We start from the raw sequence: 20,217 nt of genomic DNA, 5'->3' as shown, positions 1-20,217 counted from the left end.
GGCTTAGCCTAGCTAAGACTCCCGAAGTGCACCCCAAAAAGGATCCACCAGCCCCATGGCCCGCCGCCAAAGTTCCACCCCGTCCGCGGAAATCGTCCAGGACTACACCGAAAACATCGTCGACATAGACGTCACTTCCGAAATGGAAGGCTCCTTCCTGGAGTACGCCTATTCCGTCATCTATTCCCGGGCGCTTCCCGATGCCCGCGACGGCCTCAAGCCGGTGCAGCGACGCATCCTGTACATGATGAGTGACATGGGCCTGCGGCCGGACCGCGGCCACGTCAAGAGCGCCCGCGTGGTGGGCGAGGTCATGGGCAAGCTGCACCCGCACGGCGACACCGCCATCTACGACGCGATGGTCCGCATGGCCCAGGACTTCTCGCTGCGGCTTCCGCTGATCGACGGCCACGGCAACTTCGGATCGCTCGACGACGGTCCGGCGGCGCCGCGCTACACGGAGGCCCGCCTCGCGGCGGCCGCGCTCACGATGACCGACCACCTCGACGAGGACGTGGTGGACTTCGTTCCGAACTACGACAACCAGCTCACCCAGCCGGATGTCCTGCCGGCGGCATTCCCCAACCTGCTGGTCAACGGCGCCACCGGCATTGCCGTGGGCATGGCCACCAACATGGCGCCCCACAACCTGGTGGAGGTGATCTCCGCGGCGCGGCACCTCATCGCCAACCCGGATGCCACCCTCGAGGACATCATGCGGTTCGTACCCGGTCCCGACCTTCCCACGGGCGGCCGGATCGTTGGCCTGGACGGCATCCGCGACGCGTACGCCGGCGGCCGGGGCTCCTTCAAGACCCGCGCCAAAGTGGAGGTGGAGCAGCTGTCCGCGCGCCGCACCGGCCTGGTGGTCACCGAACTGCCGTACATGGTGGGCCCGGAGAAGGTGATCGAGAAGATCAAGGACGCGGTCAACAGCAAGAAGCTGACCGGCATCAGCGACATTGTCGACCTCACCGACCGCAAGCACGGCCTGCGCCTGGTCATCGAGCTGAAAAACGGCTTCAACCCGAACGCCGTGCTTCAGCAGCTCTACCGCTACTCGCCGATGGAAGACTCCTTCGGCATCAACAACGTCACCCTCGTGGACGGGCAGCCGCAGACCCTGGGCCTGCTCCAGCTGCTCACCGTCTATGTGGACCACCGCCTCAACGTGGTGCGCCGCCGGACGGCGTTCCGGCTCGGCAAGAAGAAGGACCGCCTGCACCTGGTGGAGGGCCTCCTCATCGCCATCGTGGACATCGATGAGGTCATCCAGATCATCCGGTCCTCGGATGAGGCGTCGGCGGCCAGGGAACGGCTGATGTCCATCTACGACCTCTCCGAGATCCAGGCCAACTACATCCTGGAACTCCGCCTCCGCCAGCTGACCAAGTACTCCCGGATCGAACTGGAGAAGGAGCAGGACGAGCTCCGCCGCGAGATTGAGGAACTCGAAGCCATCCTCGGATCGGACCAGCTGCTGCGCGACCTGGTGTCCGGCGAGCTGGCCGAGATCGCGGAGAAATACGGCACACCCCGCCGCACCGTGCTCCTGGAATCCGAGGCGGTCTCCCCCACCGTCGCCGCCGCAGCCGCCGGTGACCTGGGCAAGGCAGGGGTCAAGGGCAAAGCTGTACCGCTCGCCCTCGAAATCGCCGACGATCCCTGCTGGGCCATCCTCACGGCGTCCGGCCAGATTGCCAGGACCTCCAACCAGGACAGCCTCGCGGAGTCCGGACCGCGTTCGAAGCACGACGTGTTCCGCTCCGTGGTCAAGACCTCAGCCCGGGGCGAGATAGCGGCCGTGACCTCCCAGGGGCGCATGCTGCGCATCCAGGTGGTGGACATGCCCGTCCTGCCCCCGATGTCCGGGCTGCCCAACCTGGCCGGCGGCGTCCCGGCCAGGGACTTCATCACCCTGCTGAAGGGCGAGACCCTCGTGGCTTTCGCGCCGCTGGACGAAGTGCTCGCGTTCGGAACGGCCCAGGGCGTCATCAAGCGGGTGCAGCCTGACTACCCGCTCAACCGGGAGGACTGGGACGCCATCGCGCTAAAGGACAAGGACACGGTGGTGGGCGTGGCCCCCGCGGGCGACGACACCGACCTGGTGTTCCTGACCCGCCAGGCGCAGCTGCTGCGGTTCAGCGCTGGCAGCGTCCGTCCCCAAGGGCGGACCGCCGGCGGCATGGCGGGCATCAAACTGGCCTCCGGCGACCAGGTGATCTTCTTCGGTGCCGTTGCCCCCGGCGACGACGCCGCCGTCGTCGTCACTATTTCCGGGACCGACGGCGCCCTGCCGGGCACCGCGCCGGGAGCCGCGAAGGTCACCGCGTTTTCCGAATACCCGGCCAAGGGCCGGGCCACGGGCGGAGTCCGGGCGCACCGCTTCCTCAAGGGCGAAGACACCCTGCTGCAGGCCTGGGCGGGCCACGGCCCGGCGAAGGCGTCATCCCTGGCCGGTGTGGCGCGTTCCCTGCCCCAGGAGCACGGACGCAGGGACGGCTCGGGCATTCCGCTGTCCCAGGCCGTGGAGGCCATCGGCCCCAGCATGACGTGGGCGGAGCCCGAGACCCAGGACGCCCGGACCGAGGAAGCCTAGACTACTGGCATGCCTATCATTCCGGATGAAAAAGACTGGACCTGGGTCCTTTCCCGCCCGTGCAGCGAATGCGGTTTCGAAGCGTCGACGGTCACGCCGTCCACCGTGCCCGGCAGCGTGGAAAGCATGCTCCCGCGCTGGCGCGCCGTGCTCCGCCGCCCGGACGCCGCAGAGCGCCCCGATGACAGCACCTGGTCGCCGCTGGAATATGCCTGCCACGTCCGGGACGTCTTCAGCCTCTTCGACAGGCGGCTGAACCTGATGCTCACCGATGACCACGCGAAGTTCGAGAACTGGGACCAGGACCGGACGGCCGTGGAGAACGACTACGCGGGCTCAGACCCCGCCGTGGTCAGCGCCGAACTGACGGCCGAGGGCCAACAGGTGGCGGCATCCTTCGCCCGGGTCAAGGAATCCCAGTGGGGCAGGACCGGGCTCCGCAGCAACGGTTCGGAATTCACGGTCCTGACCCTCGCGCAGTATTTCCTGCACGACGTGGCCCACCACCTTGCCGACGTGGACGGATAGCTCTGCCGCTCAGGCAGGCTGGCCCAGCGCTTTGTGCCAGGCCAGGCTCTGGTTGACGGGTTTATAGCCCATTTTGAGGTACAGCGCCAGCGCGCCCGTGGGATTTTCGGAGTCGACGTCCAGCGAGGCGACATCGAATCCTTCCGCAGCGAAGCGCCGCATGGCATCCGCGAGCAGGGCACTGGCGATGCCGCGGCCGCGGAACTCCCGCCGCACGCCCAGCAGGTCGGTGTAGCCTTCGCTGAATCCCCGCGTGACCGCGCTTTCGGCGTCGTGGGCGGCCAACTGGTAGCCCGCCACCGTCCCGGTGCTGCGCTCGAGGACCACCGCGCTGAGGTCGGGCCGCGCCTGGGGGTCGTTCACGATGAATCCCCATGATTCCTCGTCCTTGGGTTCGCTGCCCCAGTGGTCCCGGAAGGCCTCGTTGTGTGCCAGCCGCACGGCCTCGCTGAGTTCAGGTCCCATGGTCACCAGCTCAAGCCCCGGGTCCAGGACCACATCAGGCAACGGCGCCGCCAGCGGCCGGTGCATCTCATTGAAATACCGCACCACCTCGTAGCCGTGGCTGGTGAAGAGTGCCGCCTGGTGCTGGTGCTGCTGTTCGTTGTGGATCCGCAACCGTGGGGTGGCAGTGCCGTTCTGCGTTCCCTCACCGACGGCCCCGGCGTCCTCCGCGAAACGCTGCCGGGTCCGCGCCTCCAGCCACTCCAGCAGGGCGGAGCCGACGCCGCGGCGCTGCCACTGCGGATCGACGCAGCCAAAGCCGTACGCCTTCTCGCTGTCCGTGTTCTTCGTGATTCGCGCATACGCCCGGACGACGCCGTCCGGGTCGAATCCCAGCACGGTGTTGTGCTCCGGCGGATTTTTCCGGGACTCCATGATCTGTTCCAGCTCCGGCTGGTGTTCAAACCACACCGGCTTCTCGACGGCCGCGGTCCGGGCGATGAGGGCCGCCCACGCCTGGACATCCCCGTTCCCGGCGCTCTTCCAGCGCAGCAGCGGAAAGTCAACGGTGCAGCCGTCGGCAACCTCGGATCGCGTCATGGGAACAGGCTAACCGGAGGTCAGCGACGGCGCCATCTCCTCCGCTGCCGGGGATTCACCGCTCTGGCGGAGGGCCAGCAGGGCGTCATCAGGGCTGATGTCCGCGGGGTTGTGGGTCACAAGCACCACCGTGCGGGAACGGAGCCCGGCGCGGAGGTCCGCCATCAGCGCACGGCCGGATTCGGCGTCGAGGTGGGCGGTCGGCTCATCCAGCAGGATCACCTCGGCCCGGGTCATGAGGGTGCGTGCCACGGCGAGGCGCTGCCTTTCGCCACCGCTGAGGAATGCACCGCCGGGTCCAATCCGGGTGTCCAGCCCGTCATCAAGCCGCTCCAGCAGGGGCCCCAGGCCCACTGCGGTGAGCGCCTGCTGCATCTCCTGTTCGGCGTCTCCGTCCCCCGATACCTCCCGATCCCGGCGACCCAGCAGCAGATTGCCCCTGATCGTGGAGTCGAAGAGATGGGCTTCCTGGGGACACCACGCCGCTGCGCCGGTCACCGCAATGCGCCCTTCACGCGCCGGAAGGAAACCCAGCATGACAGCGAGCAGCGTGGACTTGCCGGCACCAGAGGGACCGGTGACCGCCAGCCAGCGTCCCGGTTCCGCCACTGCGGACAGGCCACTGAAAACTGGGGAGCCGCCGGGCCACGCGGCCGCGAGCCGGCTCAGCTCGACACCCGGACGTCCCTCCTCCCGCGGCTCCGGCCTGGACAAGACATCAGAAGCCGCTGCGTCGGTGTCCGCTGCACCCAGGACCCCGGACTCACCGATGCGGCGGAGCACGGAGCGCAGAGCCGGGTATTGGCGGACCGCCGTCGTCATGGCCGCAAAGGGCTCAACGAGTGCCAGCTGCATCAGGACGACGACGGCGGCTGTCGGGGCCGCGACGGCACCTGCCAGTACGTGCGGCGCGGCAAGTGCGGTGCACGCCAGCGCACCGGCGCCGCAGGCGGCGACGGTAATCGCCTGGCCGAGTCCCTCTGCCCAGGCGGAGCGCTGGGAGGCCCGGGTGGCTGAGCGGTCGTCCGCGCGGATACGGTCCAGGACGGGCGCCGCCACGCCGTTGGCGTGCAGTTCCGCCCGTGAGTCGAGGGCAGCCGCGACGCGGCGCAGGACTCCGGACCGCAGGGACTGCTCCGTCCCGGCAGACATCCGGTCGGCCAACAGCGCGACGGCGGGAGCCACGGCCAGGCTGACGGCAGCGGCAGCCACGACGGCCGGCAGGGCCGCCGGCACCAACCAGGCCGAGGTTCCGGTGGCGGCCGCGGCCACTGCCATGGCTGTCACCGGCGGAAGGACCACCCTCGGCAGCAGGTCCCGGACCGTGTCGACGTCGTCGATGACGACGCCGAGCACGTTCCCGCCCTGGAGCAGCCGCCGGAGGGACAGGGCCCGCCGGCTCAGCGACGCCCACAGTCGCCCGCGGAGCAGAGTCAGCGATGCAAAGACCGCGTCATGAAGCACGAGCCGCTCGCAGTAGCGCAGGACGGCCCGGCCGATGCCGAAGAACCGCACTCCCACGATGGCCGTAAGCAGGTACAGGATGGGCGGCTGTTCGCTGGCCCTCAGGATGAGCCAGCCGGAGAGCCCGGAAAGGGCAACCGCAAAGAGCGAGGCAAGGGTTCCCACGACGCCTGCACCCGCAAACCTGCCACGCACCGGTGAGAGCAGCCTCCCCAGCAGCCCGGCCGCCGGCACCGTTTCAGCCGGCGGCTGCTGCGCTGTCCGGCCAAACTGCGCTGTCCCGCTGGAACCCGCGGCCGCTGCTCCAGCATTTGAGTGCGCGGTGGGGACGGCAGGGAGTGCACGATCGTCCGGGCCGGCGTACACGGCAGGACCGGCGACGGCTGCCGCGGAGGTGTGCCCGGCCGCAGCAAGGGGAACGACGTGGTCTGCAAGTTCCCGGGTTCGCCGGTCGTGGGCCACCAGAATTACGGTCGCCCTGCCGCGGAGGTCCCGGATGGCCGCCTGGACGATGTCGGCGGAGGCCCGGTCCAGGTGCGCGGTGGGTTCGTCCAGCAGCAGCACGGTGGCTCCCGCCGCGATGCGGGCAAGTCCCCGGGCAAGGGCGACGCGGCGCAGCTCCCCGGGGCTCAGTTCGGCCGGGTGCTTCCCTGCCAGGTGGGCTGCGCCTGCCGCTGCCAGGCACTCCTGGACGCCTTTTTCGAGGTGGAGCCGGTCCTGCGGAGCCCCGGCGGCCAGATAGAGCAGGATCTCCTCGCGGACGGTGTCGGCCACCATCACGGGATGCTGGGGCACCAAAGCCACGCCGGCCGGGGCGAAGCCGCCGAGCGTTCCGGCCACGGCGGTGCCTCCGCCGGAACCGATGGTCCCGGCGAGGACACCCAGCACCGTGCTCTTGCCGGCCCCGCTGGGCCCGTCCAGGGCAGTGATCCGCCCGGCCGGCGCGGTAAAGCTGAGGGGGCCGACGGCGGCTCCCTGCCTTCCCGCGTAGCTGACGGTGAGTCCGCTGACCGTCAGGTCGTGGGCAGATGGCACGGGCGCTGGCCGGGGATCGAGGCGCCGCTGCTCCGGCGAGTCCAGCACCGCCGTCGTCTCCGCGAGCGCTGCCCGGCCGTCGTCGCTGGCGTGGTGCGCCGTTCCCAGTTCCCGGAGCGGAAGGTAGCAGTCCGGCGCCAGGATCAGTGCGAGGAGCCCGGCCTCCAGCGCCATGTCGCCGTGCACCAGCCGCACGCCGATGAAGACTGCCACCACGGCCACCGAGATTGTGGCTATCAGCTCCAGCGCCAGGGCTGAGAGGAACGCAGTCCGCAGGGTCCCCATGGTCCTGGACCGGTACTCTTCGGAAATATCCTCCAGCGCCCGGCGCTGGGCGGAGGCCCGGCCCAGTCCGACCAGCACCGGAAGCCCTTTGGCAAGTTCCAGCATGTGCCCTGACAGCCGGGACAGGGCCGCCTGCGCGTCCTGTACCTTGTCTTCCGTGTAGCGGCCGATCAGCACCATGAACAGCGGCACGAGCGGCACCGTCAGCACAATGACCACGGCGCTGACCCAGTCGGCAAACAGGATCCGGGCGCCCAGCAGCAGCGGAATCGCGGCGCAGTTCACCAACGCCGGAAGGTACTGCGTGTAGTAGCTGTCCAGGGCGTCGAGGCCGCGTGTGGCAAGCACGGCGAGGCCACCGTCGGCAGGGCCGGCAGACCGGACGCCGTTGCGCAGCGCATGTTCCAGGAGCTGCGAGCGCAGCTCCTCCTTGACACCCAGGGCCGCCCGGCGGGAGGCAATGCCCTGCGCCCAGACGGTGGCTGAGCGCAGGACCACACCGGCCATTCCCCAGACCAGCTGGTCGGCCCACGCAGGGTCCCGCACCATGAGGCCGGCGAGGACCGACGCGATGGCCTGGCCCATGAGCACCAGCGCGAGGGCCTTGAGCGCCGCGAGCACGCCAAGGCCATACAGTGCGGCGCGCGTTGACGGGCCTGCGGGGAACTGCGGCTTCACGGGACCTCAGTCGTTCCGGATGAGCGCCTTGGCGGCGATTGCTGGAAGGAAGCTGTGGGCCTCCGGGATGTGGGCCGCGCTGACACGGCGGCGGAAGACCCAGTAGGTCCAGGCCTGGTAGGCAATGACCAGCGGCAGTCCGACGCAGGCCACGATGCTCATCAGCCCGAGCGTGTAGTCAGAGGACGACGCGTTGGCGACGGTGAGGTTGAACGCAGGATCAATCGTGGAGGGAAGCACCACCGGGAACACGGCGCCGAAGATCGAAGCGGCCCCGCCCAGCAGGAACACCCCCGTGGCCAGGAAGGCGCGGCCTTCACTGCCCTTCCGGGCCAGGAACCAGGCGGCGACTGCGGCCACGACGGCGAGCACGAGGGCGGCCAGCGTCCACGGCTCCCCGCTCAGGAGCTGCACGCTGATGGCCCAGCCCGCCATGGGGAGCAGCAGGACGGGAAGCAGCCGCACGAACCAGCGCCGGGCGCGGTGCCGGACCTCGCCGTCGGTCTTCAGGGCGAGGAACGCCAGGGCATGCAGCAGGGCGAACCCTGCCACGGCAAAGCCGCCGAGCAGCGCGTAGCCGCTGAACCAGGAGAAGGGGCCACCATCGCGGTCACCGTTGGCATCCAGTGGAAGGCCGGTGGTGCTGAGGGCCAGGGTGGCGCCTACACCGAAGGAAGCCACGAAGGAGCCGACGGCGATGGCCCAGTCCCAGGTGTTCCGCCACCGCTCGGTATCCACCTTGCCCCGGTATTCGAAGGCAACGGCCCGGAAGATCAGTGCCACGAGGACCAGGAGCAGCGGCAGGTACAGGGCCGAGAAGAGGGACGCGTACCAGAGGGGAAAGGCGGCGAAGGTCGCGCCGGCGGCCGTCAGCAGCCAGACCTCGTTCCCGTCCCAGACCGGCCCGATGGTGTTGAGCAGCACGCGGCGTTCAGTGTTGTCGCGCGCAAAGAGCTTCATCAGCATGCCGACTCCGAGGTCGAAGCCTTCAAGGAAGAGATAACCCGTCCAAAGAACGGCGATGGCGATGAACCAGGTGGTGGGCAACAGTTCCATGTTCCGTATCCTCAGGTCTTAGTAGGCGAAGGCCAGGACGTCGTCGGCTGTTCCCGCTTTGCCGGGCCCGCCCGGTCCGGGGGTGGCGTCCTCGTTCTCGTCGACGGGCGCGCTCACCAGTTCCGGCATGGCGGAGACCACGCCGCCCCGGACGTACTTGACGAGGAGTTTCACCTCCACCACGAGCAGCACGGCATAGATGGTGGTGAGGACGATCAGCGATGTCAGGATCTCCCCGGCGGAGACCCCGGGAGAAACTGCTGCCGCGGTAAACATGAAGACCTGGTCGATGCCGTTGAGGTCGGGATTGGGTGCCACGACGAACGGCTGCCGTCCCATTTCGGTGAAGATCCAGCCCGCGGCGTTCGCTCCGAAGGGTGCCAGGATGCCGAACACGGCCAGCCGCATGAGCCAGCGGGACTCCGGCACGGTTCCACTGCGGGTGACCCAGAGGGCCAGCAGTGCAGCCAGGGCGGCGACTCCGCCGAAGCCGATCATCATGCGGAAGCCCCAGTAGGTGACCTCCATGACGGGCACGTACTCGATCTCCTGCCCCGCCCGCTCACCGTAGATGGGATTGTCCGGCAGGTGCGTGCCATAGTCGGCCTTGTACTGGTCCAGGAGGCTGTTGACGCCCTTGACTTCGGTGGTGAAATCCCCCTTGGCCAGGTAGGAGAGGATGCCCGGGACCTCGATCAGGGCCACAATGTCGTCGCAGTTGCGGGACCCGATGTTCCCGACGCTGAGGACCGAGAATCCCGTTCCGTCGTGGCAGGCGGCCTCGGCGGCGGCCATCTTCATGGGCTGCTGTTCGAACATCAGCTTTCCCTGGAGGTCTCCGGTCAGCGCCGTGCCGGCGAACGAAATCATGGCAACGACGGCCCCGATCCGCAGCGAGCGGATCCATACGGTGTGGTCCGTGCGGTCCCGGCCGGGAATGTCCGCGGAACCGGCGATGACCTTGCCGTCGGCGCCCACGGTGTCGATGCCGTCCCTGCGCCGCCGCCAGAGGTGGTACCAGGCAATGCCGAGCAGGAATCCGCCGGCGACGGCCAGGGCACCGAAGAGCGTGTGCGGAACGGCGACCAGGGCGGTGTTGTTGGTGAAGACCGCCCAGGCGTCCGTCATGACGGGCCGGCCGTCGACCATGTCCACACCCACGGGGTGCTGCATCCAGCTGTTGGCGACGATGATGAAGTACGCGGAAAAGAACGAGCCGATCACGGCGATCCAGAGGCAGGCCAGGTGCACGCCCTTCTTCAGCTGCTTCCAGCCGAAGATCCAGAGGCCCAGGAACGTGGACTCGACGAAAAACGCGAGCAGGGCTTCGAGGGCCAGCGGCGCACCGAAAACGTCACCGACGAAGCGGCTGTACTCGCTCCACGCCATGCCGAACTGGAACTCCTGCACAATGCCGGTGGCCACGCCCATGATGAAGTTGATGAGGAACAGCTTTCCCCAGAATTTGGTCATGCGCAGGTAGGCCGGGTTGCCGGTCCGGTACCAGATCGTCTGGATCACTGCTACGACGAGGCCCAGCCCGATGGTCAGCGGCACCATCATGAAGTGATAGACCGTGGTGATTCCGAATTGCCAGCGTGCGATTTCCAAGGCTTCCAAGGCGGTCCCTACTGTTGGCTGGGTCTCAAGCTCTCAAGCGCTGTTTTCTACGTCGCGTAGAACAGCAACTTCTACAGAGTGTAGAACAACGTGCCCACGCTGTAAACCATCGTTACACCGTCACGGAGGGCCTGCAATGAGGCGCGGCGCGCCGCATGTTCTACCTCATGTAGAAAGAAACGCGCAAACGCGCTAGATTTGAAGGTGAAGTATTGGAATCACAGCACGTGGCGGCCAACCGGCCGCAGGCGGCGCGTTGTCAAAAGGATGTAGAGATGGCAAGTCTTGGGGAACTCGAACGGGCAGTGATGGACCTGCTCTGGGCTGGCCGGGAAGCTGCAACCGCCAACACGCTGCGCGACCTGCTGGCACAGAGCACGGTGGCCCAGGGCGGCGCCGCAGGCCATGTGGGCAAGGACCTGGCCGTCACCACGGTCCTGACCGTGCTGTCGCGCCTGGAAAAGAAGGGCCTCGTGGAGCGCGAACGCGGTATGCGGCCGCACCGGTACCAGGCTGTTTCCAGCCGGGAGGACCACACTGCCGAGCTGATGCACGAGGTGCTGGGATCGGCTCCGGACCGTGAAGCCGTGCTGGCCCGCTTTATCGGCTCCGTGACGGAGAGTGAAGCTGAGACGCTGCGCAAACTGCTTGGCCACAGCTAGCGGACGATGTTCTGGACCTCATACTTCCTGGCGGTCCTGGCGATAGTACTGGCCTGGCCGGTGCCTATCCTCCTTTCCCGCGCCCACTGGCCTGCGCGGGATCCTTTCACGGCCATGTTGCTGTGGCAGGCCATCGGCCTGGCCGGTGGCCTGTCCATGATCGGGGCCATGCTCGTTTACGGGCTGGAGCCGGTTGGGGACAACCTGATCGCGGGCCTCAGGGCACTCGCCGGGATGGTGTTCCAGAACGCCCCCACCACGGCGCTCGGCTTCTGGCATCTCTTCGCGTTGTCGGCAGCGGCACTGCTCACGGCGCACCTGGTATTCACCCTGCTGCTGACCTACTACAAGATTGAGCGGCAGCGCAGGCGGCACCGCGAGCTGCTGGCGCTGCTGGCTTCTCCTTCCACAGATGGCACGGGCACCGTGGTGATCAACCACGACTCGCCCGTGGCCTACTGCCTGCCGGGCGGCGCGCGGTCCGTCACGGTACTCTCCGACGGGCTCATGGCGGCCTTGGAACCGGCCGAGTTGCGTGCCGTGCTGATCCACGAGAACGCCCACCTGAACCAGCGCCACCACCTCCTGCTGTGGGCCTTCGCCGCCTGGCGCCAGGCCCTTCCCTGGCTGCCCACGACGCGCCTGGCGCAGGAGGCTGTCAACTCACTGATCGAAATGCTCGCCGATGACGTCGCCCTCAAGACGGAGAGCAAGGCCACGCTGATCAAAGCCATTGCCATCGTCGCGAGCGGGTCCGCCGTCCCGCAGGCAGCGCCCGCCATCGGCCGGGGCGAACTTGCCGGGCAGGGTCTGCAGCTGCCCGACGGTGCGGGTGGATCGGGCTCGGCCAGCACGACGGCGTCCCGCGTCAGCCGCCTGCTCTCGCCCCGCGCGCCGCTTCCGGCTCCCCTCCGGGCGGCCGTGCTGGCGGTCTGCGTCCTGCTGCTGGCCATGCCCACAGCGCTGCTGATAGTCCCGGGCCTGCTGGGCTAGGTCTGCTGCTGCGGAGCCAGGCTCACCTGCCGGCCCTGCACGGGTCAGGCGTCGATGCGGTCCCTGTCCAGGCTGGCAGCCCCCGCAACGATGAAGTCCTTCCGGGGGGCAACATCCGATCCCATGAGCAGGTCAAAGGTGGCCTCCGCGCGCTGGGCGTTCTCGATGTTCACCTTCCGGAGCATCCGGTGCCTCGGGTCCATGGTGGTTTCGGCGAGCTGCTCGGCGTCCATCTCCCCCAGGCCCTTGTACCGCTGGATGGGTTCCTTGTAGCGCTTGCCTTCCTTGGCCAGCCGGGCCAGGAGCGCGTGGAGCTCCGCCTCCGAGTAGGTGTAGATCATCTCGTTGGCCTTTTGGCCCGGGTTGATCACTTCCACACGGTGCAGCGGGGGCACAGCCGCGAAGACCCTGCCCTGCTCGACCATGGGGCGCATGTAGCGGAAGAAGAGCGTGAGCAGCAGCGTGCGGATGTGGGCGCCGTCGACGTCGGCGTCCGTCATCAGGATGACTTTCCCGTAGCGGGCAGCCTCGATCGCAAAGCTGCGTCCCGAGCCGGCACCGACCACCTGGATCAGCGCGGCACATTCGGCGTTGGAGAGCATGTCCCCCACAGAGGCCTTCTGGACGTTCAGGATCTTGCCCCGGATCGGCAGCAGTGCCTGGAAGTCAGAGGACCGTGCCAGCTTCGCGGTGCCGAGGGCGGAGTCACCCTCGACGATGAACAGCTCGGAGCGGTCAACATCGTCCGTCCGGCAGTCCGCGAGCTTCGTAGGCATGGAGGAGGTCTCGAGCGCGGTCTTGCGGCGCTGCGTTTCCTTGTGCACCCGGGCGGAGATGCGGGACTTCATCTCGCTGACGATCTTCTCCAGGAGCAGGGCCGACTGCGCCTTGTCGTTGCGGTTCGAGGAGCTGAGCTTGGCGGAGATCTCACGCTCCACGACCCGCGCCACGATCGCCTTGACCGCCGACGTGCCCAGGATCTCCTTGGTCTGGCCCTCGAACTGCGGTTCGGCCAGGCGCACGGTCAGCACGGCCGTGAGGCCGGCAAAGATGTCGTCTTTTTCGATCTTGTCGTTGCCGGCTTTGAGTTTCCTGGCGTTCGCTTCCACTGCCTTGCGGAACGTCTTGACCAGGGCCTGCTCAAGGCCGGCCTGGTGGGTGCCGCCCTTCGGCGTGGAGATGATGTTCACGAAGCTGCGGACAGTGGTGTCGTAGCCGATCCCCCAGCGCAGCGCGACGTCCACCTCACAGTCGCGTTCCACTTCGGCCAGCTTGCTGTGGCCCCTGTCATCCAGCACCGGGACCGTTTCCTTGAACTTCCCCGCACCGTGCAGCCGCCAGACGTCCGTGACGCCCGCATCGATGGCCAGGAATTCCGCGAACTCCGAGATGCCCCCATCGTGGTGGAACACTTCCTCGTGCGGGCCGTTTTCCCCCGGGGTGCCGGGGAGCTTGCGTTCGTCGCGGACGGTCAGTTTCAGGCCCGGAACCAGGAAGGAGGTCTGGCGGGCACGGGCCGCCAGTTCGTCGTAGGAAAATTTGGCGTCCGGCGTGAAGATCTGCCTGTCGGCCCAGTACCGGATCCGGGTACCGGTCACGCCCCGCTTGGCCTTGCCGACGACGTCGAGCACGGAATCATCAACGAAGGGCGTGAACGTGGCCGAGGGGTCCGGGCGGGTGCCGGTGTCCTTGAACCTGCCCGGCTCGCCCCTGCGGAACGACATCTTGTACGTCTTGCCGCCGCGGTCCACTTCGGCGTCCAGCCGGGCGGACAGGGCGTTCACCACAGACGCGCCGACACCGTGCAGGCCGCCCGATGCCGTGTAGGAGCCGCCGCCGAACTTGCCGCCGGCATGCAGCTTGGTGAAGACGACTTCCACGCCGGTGAGGCCGGTCTTGGGTTCCACGTCAATCGGAATACCGCGGCCGTCGTCGTGGATCTCCACGGAGTTGTCCGCGTGAAGGATGACCTTGATGTCGTGGCCGTAGCCGGCCAGGGCCTCATCCACGGAATTGTCGATGATTTCCCACAGGCAGTGCATGAGTCCGCGCGAATCCGTGGAGCCGATGTACATGCCCGGACGCTTCCGGACAGCCTCGAGGCCCTCCAGCACCGATAGGTGGCGGGCGGTGTAATCAGAACTCGGTGCCACGGGTAGTGAACTCCTTCAGCGAGGGCCCGGCAGGGCATTAAATGGCTTCCTATAGCCTAGTCCCGCGGCCCACGATAGCCGGACTGCCACTCCACACGCGGCTCCAGCTCCTGCCTGCCGTTACGCAGACGTGATACGCGGACAGCGAAAGTGACACATCCTTGCCATAGTTTGGCACCGAATGCTGGTTATATAGATGTACAGATCTACTAAGGAGGCCGACATGACAACAGCAGTTGCCGACCGCACACTCACCGCAGCTGACCGGTGCGACCGTTGCGGTGCGCAGGCATACGTCCGGGTTGTACTCGAGTCCTCCGGAGGTGAGCTGCTCTTCTGCGCTCACCATTCACGTGCCGTGGAAGCTACGCTCAAGCCACTGAGCTCGGAGTGGCACGATGAGTCGGGCCGGCTTCACGAGAGGGAACCGGTACCGGTCGACTAGACCCCGCAGCTGAGAAGCGCTAAAGCAGGAAAGCGCGAAGCAGGAAAGCCAGGCTCCCGGCAAGGGACCCTGGCTTTTTTGCTGCCCGGACTGGGTCCGGGTTTGAAAACAGCAGCATTCAAAACAACTGAAAGGGGCTGCCGCCGGTGCATCCGGCGGCAGCCCCTTGCTGTGGAGACGGCTTCCTAGTCCAGGTAATCCCGCAGGACCTGGGACCGCGACGGGTGCCGCAGCTTGGACATCGTCTTGGATTCGATCTGGCGGATGCGCTCACGCGTAACGCCGTAGACCTTGCCGATTTCGTCTAAAGTCTTCGGCTGGCCGTCCGTGAGGCCGAAGCGCATCGCGACCACGCCGGCTTCACGTTCGGAGAGCGTGTCCAGCACCGAGTGCAGCTGTTCCTGCAGCAGCGTGAAGCTCACGGCGTCAGCCGGAACCACGGCTTCGGAGTCCTCGATGAGATCGCCGAACTCGGAGTCGCCGTCCTCACCGAGCGGCGTGTGCAGGGAGATGGGTTCGCGGCCGTACTTCTGGACTTCAACAACCTTTTCCGGCGTCATGTCCAGCTCAAGGGCCAGCTCTTCGGGCGTGGGTTCACGGCCGAGGTCCTGCAGCATCTGGCGCTGCACACGGGCGAGCTTGTTGATGACCTCGACCATGTGCACGGGGATACGGATGGTGCGGGCCTGGTCAGCCATGGCGCGGGTGATGGCCTGCCGGATCCACCAGGTGGCGTAGGTGGAGAACTTGAAGCCCTTGGTGTAGTCGAACTTCTCAACTGCACGGATGAGGCCGAGGTTGCCTTCCTGGATCAGGTCCAGGAACAGCATGCCGCGGCCGGTGTAGCGCTTGGCCAGCGACACCACGAGGCGGAGGTTCGCCTCGAGGAGGTGGTTCTTGGCGCGCTTGCCGTCGTGGATGATGAACTCGAGCTCGCGCTTGTACTTCGGGTCCATGGAGCCGTCATCGGCGTTGATCTTCTCTTCGGCGAAAAGGCCGGCCTCAATCCGGAGGGCGAGGTCAACCTCCTGTTCGGCGTTGAGGAGGGCAACCTTGCCGATCTGCTTCAGGTAGTCCTTGACGGGGTCGGCGGTGGCACCTGCCGACATGACCTGCTGTACAGGGGCGTCATCGTCGTCGGCATCGGAGTAGACGAATCCGGAGCCGGTGGGTGCGGCGGCAGCCTTGCCGGCTTCGTCGCCTTCCTCAGTGAGCTCGGCGGGATCGGGCGATACGTCGTCGAGATCCTCTTCGACATCCACATCGACGTCGTCATCCGACGTTGAGCGGCTTCCGGCGGCTTCGGCTGCCGCCTTGGCGCCGGGCTTGGGGCCACGCTTCTTCGGCTCGGGCTTGCCGGCGGCCGACGCAGCGTCGCCACCGACTGCGGCATCCTTGACAGCCTTGTTCGCGGCGCGGGTGGCTGCACGCTTGGCGTTGGTTGCCGCCTTCTTATCCTCGGCCAATACATCGGCCTGGGCGGCGGGTTCCTTCTTCGCGGAAGACGGGGTCACAGAAAACCTTTCTAGCGGCGGTCTGTGGAATCACCATACGGGCAACACCACTATGACCCTGTCAAGTCCGTGATTGACATCAGGTGCAACCACGACCGACAGAGTCATTAAGTAGAACTGCCGAGGCGGCCGCAATGTTCCCGTTTCCGGGTGCCACTGCAAGCACTGATTCACGGACCCAACCGGGTCTCGGCAACCATTGTCTCATGATTTTCCCCGTCAGGGGCCGCCGGGACCGTAATGTCCGGCGCGCCTTCGCTGGCCGGCGACCCTGATGCGAGGCACTGACCTTGCCACCAGGCGCCTTTGCCGCCAGATGCCTTGCAGTGCGGCGCCAGTTCCGGCTCTATGCGGCGTCCGTGCCGAATTTCTGCCAGGCCGCCTCCCTTCGTGCTGCCCAGCCGCAGATCGTTCCCCGCCGGACCACCTCGGAAAGCAGTTCCGCCAGCCGGTACCCAGGGGCGGCCTCAAGGGCGCGGCCCAGGGAGGCATGGGCGTATGAGCCTCTCCCCCGGCACCATTCGATCCAGGCTTTGGCCGTCCAGGCAGCCGCCTGCGCTTCCCCCGGACCGCAGTGTGCCAGCTGCAGCATCGCGTCTTCAAGGGACTTCATCCTCGTCCAGTCCGGCACCAGAGGAGTCAGGCCGAGGAGGACCTCGCCGTAGCCAGGGACCTCCTGATTGTCCGGGACCTCGCCGTTGCCAGGGACGGGGGATGAACCAGGCTCCGCAGCTCCGGCCGGCTGGACCGAGGGACGCGCCGTCACCGCAGGCACCTCCATGCCGGACGGCACTGTTGCGGGCGGACCGGGCAGGGCCGAGAAGATGCCGAACTCCTCCGCACCCGCCACCGCTGCAGGGCGGCCCGCCGCAGCCATGACCAGGACGGCGTCGCGCCACGACGGAACACACAGGGTGGCACGCAGGAAACCCGCGACTTCGTGGGGCAGCCGGGTGGTGCCTGATTTTGCCGCCAGCGCCGACTCCCAGGTATCCAGCACCCTTTCGAACTGGGGCCGGCTGGCCCTTTTGCCGCAGAGTGTTTCCGTCCAGCGCTGCTCCGCGGCAAGCACCGCCGGATTCTCCTCAGGTTCCGGTCCCCCCGCGGGGCCGTCCCCGGGCGGCGCCCCCACGCTGCTCCCCAGGTACACCATCTCTGCGTTGAGGCGGCTGTCCCGGATCTCGGCAAGGGGCCGCCCGGGCAGCGGGCAGCAGCCGGTATCCGTGCAATACACGTTCCGCCAGTATTCGGCGCCGACATACCAGGCGTCCCGCACGGGCATCCCTGCGAGACCCAGGGCGGTTTCAAGGTCAGCGAGCAACTCCCGGCCGCCAGGCGGACCGGAGGCGTCCGTCCAGCCGTCGTCCGTGAAGAACATCAGGAGGGTGCCGTTGGCGTCGTCATCCGCGAGGAGGTACTGGGCGACAGTCCGGGAGAAGTCCTCGAGGCCGTGCCTGGACGACGCACCCTCCGGCAAGTCGACACGGAGCGTGGCCCCGAGCCGTTTACCCTGCATGGTCATGGCCACGAGGCTGCGGGACGGCCAATATCCCAGGCTGTGCGGAACGTACCCCAGGATATCTTCGGGGCCGGTGATGGTGAGGTGCTGGGGTGCTGTCATGCCTCCAGCCTGAGACAGCGCGTTACCGTCTGGTAGGCCCGACTTTCGCTATGTGCATTGTGGTGGGATAGTGCCGGCCGGGCACTGCTGGTCGCGGGCCTACTCGCGGGACGACGCCTTCCGCCGCGCGTTCCTCGCCCTGCGCTGTTCGGCCATCGCCTGCAGCAACGGCGCCACCACCACTCCCTGGGCGGCCATCTGCCGGCGCACCTTCCGGCGGACCACGAGCATGGCCACGGAGCCGACCCCCAGGATCAGGAAGTGCACGCTCAGGGCGATGCGGAATGGCTCGAGGCCGTACAGCACTCCGTTGGAGAACCCGGTGGAATACAGGATGTCGAGGACGGCGCCGATCAGGTAGATGGTAATGAGCGCTGCGAAGAAACCGCCGACGTTGACAATGCCCGTGGCGGTACCGATCCGGTGCGCCGGGTTGAAGGTACGGGCAAAATCAAAGCCGATCATGGAACCCGGACCTCCGATGGCCAGCACCACAACCAGCGCGGCCAGCAGCCACAGCGGGGAGCGGCCCGGGTAGAGCAGCACCGCCGCCCAGGCAACAGCGGTGGCGGCGACAAGCAGGAGAACCATGGTGGAGCGGCGGAGGGGGTGCCGGGAGACAAACCGGCCGATCAGTGGTCCGGCACCGATGGCACCGGCCACGTAGAGAGACATGAGCGAGGCCACCGTCGATGAGTCCAGGCCCTGCGCTGAGATCAGGAAGGGGTATCCCCAGGTCATGGCGAACACGGTGCCGCTGAACTGGATGGTGAAGTGGCTCCACATGCCCAGCCGTGTGCCCGGCTGCTTCCAGGCACGGGAGAGCGACACACCGGTGGCGCGCAGGCCCTTGCTTGACTCCTGCCGGGGAGTGCCTGGAGGCACGTCCTGCAGCAGCAGAACCACCAGGACGATGGCGACGCCGGACAGTCCCGCCAGCGACAGAAAGGCCGGGCTCCAGCCCGCGGCGTGGAGGACGAAGGCGAACGGCACCACGCTCAGCAACTGCCCGAGCTGCCCGGACATTCCCGTGAGCTGGGTCAGCAGCGGCACGCGGGCCGGAGCAAACCACAGCGGGATCAGCCGGATGACGGAGATGAACGTCATGGCGTCGCCCGCGCCCACCAGGACGCGGCCGAGCACGCCGGCAGGGACGCTCTCGGCGAAGGCGAGCTGGAGCTGGCCCAGCCCCATGAGCAGGGCGCCGCCGGCAATCATGGCCCGGGAGCCGAACCTGTCCACCAGCACGCCCACGGGGATCTGGAGCCCCGCATAGACAAGGAGCTGCAATACGGTGAAAAACGAAATCGCCGAGGCACTCGCGTGGAACCGTTCTGTAGCCTCGAGTCCGACAACACCAAACGACGTACGCTGGGTCACAGCCACCAGGTACGAGAAAATGCCAATGGACCAAATGAGCCAGGCGCGGGGTGCAGTCACCTTTTTATTATGCCCGGCCTGCGCAAAAATCCTATTTAATTCCGGGCTTTAGTGACCCATATTATGGCGTCGGATTTTCGCGGGCCAGGTACGCCTCCACAGCGGCTCCGAGCGCATCAGCGTCCGGCAGTTCATCGTTCTCGTCGGCCAGCAGGGAACGGCGGACGGTACCCTCCGCCTTCTCGTCGTAGCGGGCCTCCAGCTTGGCGACCACCTGCTGGACATCCTCCGACGCCTCGACCTGTTCGGCGATCTGCCGCCCGACGTCGCGGCCCGACTCCCGCAGCCTGTCGGTGGGGAGCATGAGGGAGGTGGCTGCGCCGAGGTATTCAAGGCCCGCCACGGCCGCCGTCGGATACTCGGCCTCGGCCAGATAGTGCGGGACATGGATCACGTAGCCGGCCACGTTCCGCCCGGCATCCGCAAGGCGCAGTTCCAGCACGTGGCCCACAGCGGCGGGCACTTCCACCGTGGGCTTCCAGGCGGAGATGCCCTCGATCAGCTCGGGGCGGTTGCCATGCACCGTCACGCCCACCGGGCGGGTGTGCGGCACAGGCATGGGGATCGAGTGGATCCACGTCACCAGGTTGACGTCCAGGGACTCCACGATCTGCACGACGGCACGCGCGAAGCGTTCCCACTGCAGGTCAGGCTCGAATCCGGCAAGGAAGAGGAACGGCCTGCCCAGGCCGTCGATGAGCCGGTAGAGGGCGAGGCTGGGCGCCTGGTAGTCCTCGAGGTGGTCCTCAACGAAGGACACATGCGGCCGCCGGGACCGGTAGTCGATGAGCTGGTCGGCATCAAACACGGCGACGCGTTCGGAATCGAGGTTGTCGAGGAGCTCGGCCGTGATCTGCCTGACCACATGGCCCGCGTCGGCGAAACCGGTGAAGCCCATCACCAGATTCAGCCCGCGCAGTTCGGGGCTGTGGAACAGCTCAATGTTCTTGGCGTAGAGCGCGTCGGGGTCCAGCAGCGAGCCGGAAATCCGTTCAAACACGGCGAGTTCCTTTCATGGTCGGAGGGGTTAATGTCCATAACGCTGCGCGCGTCCGGGGCATTCCTTGGGCCGCAGTGGCG

Annotated in this window: 14 protein-coding genes; 5 read left to right on the top strand and 9 right to left on the bottom strand. The window is 67.2% G+C overall.

Annotated elements, in window-relative coordinates; translation table 11 throughout:
* Positions 1 to 55 precede the first annotated feature (55 nt).
* Entirely contained in the window at positions 56 to 2,599 is a 2,544-nt protein-coding gene (locus tag JYA52_RS10745; protein WP_205653179.1) for a DNA gyrase/topoisomerase IV subunit A, read from the top strand.
* A 9-nt stretch (positions 2,600 to 2,608) separates the two neighbouring features.
* Entirely contained in the window at positions 2,609 to 3,127 is a 519-nt protein-coding gene (locus JYA52_RS10740) for a DinB family protein (RefSeq protein ID WP_205653178.1), read from the top strand.
* Positions 3,128 to 3,136: 9 nt separating this feature from the next.
* Here the strand turns inward: JYA52_RS10740 and JYA52_RS10735 are convergent, their stop codons facing one another.
* Genes JYA52_RS10735 through JYA52_RS10720 form a run of 4 tightly spaced genes read right to left on the bottom strand, consistent with a single transcriptional unit; the run spans position 3,137 to position 10,309 of the window.
* Positions 3,137 to 4,171, bottom strand: coding sequence for a GNAT family N-acetyltransferase (locus JYA52_RS10735; RefSeq protein ID WP_205653177.1), 1,035 nt, complete (start codon positions 4,169 to 4,171; stop codon positions 3,137 to 3,139).
* Positions 4,172 to 4,180: 9 nt separating this feature from the next.
* Positions 4,181 to 7,633 carry a thiol reductant ABC exporter subunit CydD gene (cydD, locus tag JYA52_RS10730; RefSeq protein WP_205653176.1) on the bottom strand — a complete coding sequence of 1,151 codons (3,453 nt, stop codon included), beginning with the start codon at positions 7,631 to 7,633 and terminating at the stop codon, positions 4,181 to 4,183.
* Positions 7,634 to 7,639: 6 nt separating this feature from the next.
* Entirely contained in the window at positions 7,640 to 8,689 is a 1,050-nt protein-coding gene (gene cydB, locus JYA52_RS10725) for a cytochrome d ubiquinol oxidase subunit II (protein WP_205653175.1), read from the bottom strand.
* An 18-nt stretch (positions 8,690 to 8,707) separates the two neighbouring features.
* A complete protein-coding gene (locus JYA52_RS10720; RefSeq protein ID WP_205653174.1) occupies positions 8,708 to 10,309 on the bottom strand; it encodes a cytochrome ubiquinol oxidase subunit I in 1,602 nt (533 codons plus the stop codon).
* 275 nt (positions 10,310 to 10,584) lie between these two features.
* Here JYA52_RS10720 and JYA52_RS10715 point away from each other — a divergent pair, with 275 nt between their 5' ends.
* Both JYA52_RS10715 and JYA52_RS10710 read left to right on the top strand, forming a co-directional pair.
* Positions 10,585 to 10,971: a BlaI/MecI/CopY family transcriptional regulator gene (locus JYA52_RS10715; RefSeq protein WP_205653173.1), complete on the top strand. Its 387-nt coding sequence runs from the start codon at positions 10,585 to 10,587 to the stop codon at positions 10,969 to 10,971.
* Between the two features lie 6 nt (positions 10,972 to 10,977).
* A complete protein-coding gene (locus tag JYA52_RS10710; RefSeq protein WP_205653172.1) occupies positions 10,978 to 11,964 on the top strand; it encodes a M56 family metallopeptidase in 987 nt (328 codons plus the stop codon).
* 44 nt (positions 11,965 to 12,008) lie between these two features.
* Here the strand turns inward: JYA52_RS10710 and JYA52_RS10705 are convergent, their stop codons facing one another.
* Positions 12,009 to 14,117: a DNA gyrase/topoisomerase IV subunit B gene (locus JYA52_RS10705; RefSeq protein WP_205653171.1), complete on the bottom strand. Its 2,109-nt coding sequence runs from the start codon at positions 14,115 to 14,117 to the stop codon at positions 12,009 to 12,011.
* 223 nt (positions 14,118 to 14,340) lie between these two features.
* Between JYA52_RS10705 and JYA52_RS10700 the strand changes: the two genes are divergently transcribed.
* Positions 14,341 to 14,562, top strand: a complete 222-nt coding sequence (locus tag JYA52_RS10700) for a DUF7455 domain-containing protein (protein WP_205653170.1) — start codon at positions 14,341 to 14,343, stop codon at positions 14,560 to 14,562.
* 185 nt (positions 14,563 to 14,747) lie between these two features.
* On the opposite strand, the gene JYA52_RS10695 is transcribed toward JYA52_RS10700, so the two are convergent.
* From JYA52_RS10695 to JYA52_RS10680, 4 genes are all read right to left on the bottom strand, one after another.
* Positions 14,748 to 16,076 (bottom strand): RNA polymerase sigma factor, encoded by a 1,329-nt coding sequence (locus tag JYA52_RS10695; protein WP_205653169.1) that lies wholly within the window; start codon positions 16,074 to 16,076, stop codon positions 14,748 to 14,750.
* Between the two features lie 346 nt (positions 16,077 to 16,422).
* The gene (locus JYA52_RS10690; protein ID WP_205653168.1) at positions 16,423 to 17,697 is read right to left on the bottom strand and encodes a DUF4192 domain-containing protein; all 1,275 of its coding nucleotides are present in this window, start codon (positions 17,695 to 17,697) and stop codon (positions 16,423 to 16,425) included.
* A 99-nt stretch (positions 17,698 to 17,796) separates the two neighbouring features.
* The gene (locus JYA52_RS10685) at positions 17,797 to 19,137 is read right to left on the bottom strand and encodes an MFS transporter (protein ID WP_205653167.1); all 1,341 of its coding nucleotides are present in this window, start codon (positions 19,135 to 19,137) and stop codon (positions 17,797 to 17,799) included.
* Positions 19,138 to 19,198: 61 nt separating this feature from the next.
* Positions 19,199 to 20,137, bottom strand: coding sequence for a proteasome assembly chaperone family protein (locus tag JYA52_RS10680; RefSeq protein WP_205653166.1), 939 nt, complete (start codon positions 20,135 to 20,137; stop codon positions 19,199 to 19,201).
* Between the last annotated feature and the right edge of the window lie 80 nt (positions 20,138 to 20,217).

This window comes from Arthrobacter pascens, from assembly GCF_017052465.1.
GTDB lineage: Bacteria > Actinomycetota > Actinomycetes > Actinomycetales > Micrococcaceae > Arthrobacter > Arthrobacter pascens.
This window is presented reverse-complemented; position numbering and strand designations above follow the sequence as displayed.